1 protein-coding gene and 1 pseudogene are annotated in these 1,576 nt (G+C 73.5%); one reads left to right on the top strand and one right to left on the bottom strand.

Annotated features, from left to right (window positions below):
* On the top strand, positions 1–737 hold a 737-nt coding region (locus tag AB0K09_RS33260), incomplete at its 5' end, for an NADP-dependent oxidoreductase (RefSeq protein WP_366069115.1).
* A gap of 167 nt (positions 738–904) precedes the next feature.
* Here AB0K09_RS33260 and AB0K09_RS33255 read toward each other — a convergent pair.
* Positions 905–1,576 (bottom strand): annotated as a pseudogene (locus tag AB0K09_RS33255) (AfsR family transcriptional regulator); the annotation flags it as partial.

Below are 1,576 nucleotides of genomic sequence, written 5' to 3'. Positions count from 1 at the left end.
GGGCCCATCCGGTCGAGTTGCCCTCCGGACTGGGGCTGGACGCGTCCGGGGTGGTGGACGAGATCGGCGAGGGCGTCGAAGGGGTGGAGGTCGGCGACCACGTGTTCGGCGAGGGCTCGGACACCTATGCCGAGTTCGCCGTGCTGTCGGCCTGGGCCCGGATGCCCGAGGGTCTGACGTTCGAAGAGGCGGCCGGGTACCCGTCCGTGGTGGAGACCGCGCTGCGCATCATCCTCGAGGTCGGCGTGCAGCCCGGGCAGACGCTGCTGGTCAGCGGTGCGTCCGGGGGCGTCGGATCGGCGGTGCTGCAGATCGCCCGCGACCGTGGCATCACGGTGATCGGCACGGCCGGGGCCGCGAACCAGGACTACCTGCGCAGCCTGGGCGCCCTCGCCACGACGTACGGCGAGGGCTGGGCCGAGCGGGTGCGGCAGCTCGGCCCTGTCGACGCGGCTCTCGACCTGGCCGGCTCGGGCGTGATTCACGAGCTCGTCGAGCTGACCGGAGATCCGCAGAAGGTGATCTCCATCGCCGATCTCGGCGCACCGGAGCTCGGGGTCCGGTTCTCCGGCACGGCCGGGAGTGTGCCGGAAGCACTCGCCGAGGCCGTCCGCCTCATCTCGCGGGGAAAGCTCCACATCCCGGTCGAGAAGTCGTACCCGCTCGCCGAGGCCGCGGCGGCGCACATCGACAGCCGGGCCGGCCACACGCGCGGCCGCCGGGTCCTGATCGTCTGACCCGTATCCCGAACAGAGCACTCAGTCCTGGTGCCGCGCGGGTGTCCCGGCCCTTGGGGAGCAGACGGACAGGCCGAGCGGGAACATCCTCCTGGCAGGGCCGAGGACGGGGCGGAGAGTGGCCCGAACCGCCCTCCTGGAAATTCGGACGATCATGGTGCGTGGTCCGCGCGGAAACCCTCGACGGCCTCCTGGAGGCATGCCTCGCCCTCGGACAGCCGGTCGTTGTAGACGGCGATCAGTCCCCGAGCGCCAAGCGCCCACCCGTGCAGGGCGGCGTCACCGGTCTCGCGGGAGAGCCACACCGCTCGCACCGCTTCTCCGTCGGCGTGGCCGACGGCCCGCGATGACGTACGCGTCGACCAGCGCCCTGCGGGCCCGGCCCTCGCTCCGGGCATCCCCCGCCGCGCGCGCCGCGTCCCGTGCCGCCGTCGCCACCTCCTCGTACGCGTGTGCCCTGGCGCCGGACTCGGCGAGGTCCTTCGCCGCCCAGAGCAGGTCGACGGCGCGCCGCAGCCGTTCGCCGTCGAGTGAGCTCCGTACGCAGGCGAGGAGGCAGTCGGCCTCCTCGTACAGCCAGTCCCGGGCCTGGCGGGGGCCGGAGAAGCCGAGCGCGGGGCGGTCCACCGGCGCCAGGTGGTCGGCCAGGCGGTCGCCGGGCCGCTCGATCGCGTACACCGCCGCCGCCGTCGCAAGGTAGAAGTCGAGCAGCCGCGACAGCGCCTCGCCGCTCTCCGAGGGCGCCTCGTCGCGTTCGGCGCAGGCACGCGCGTAGAGCCGGACGAGGTCGTGGAAGCGGTAGCGGCCGGGGGCGGCGGATTCGAGGAGGGAGGTGTCGA

It is taken from the genome of Streptomyces sp. NPDC049577 (genome assembly GCF_040675635.1).
GTDB lineage: Bacteria > Actinomycetota > Actinomycetes > Streptomycetales > Streptomycetaceae > Streptomyces.
The sequence above is the reverse complement of the archived record's forward strand: the minus strand, read 5'-3'. Positions and strand labels throughout refer to the sequence as shown.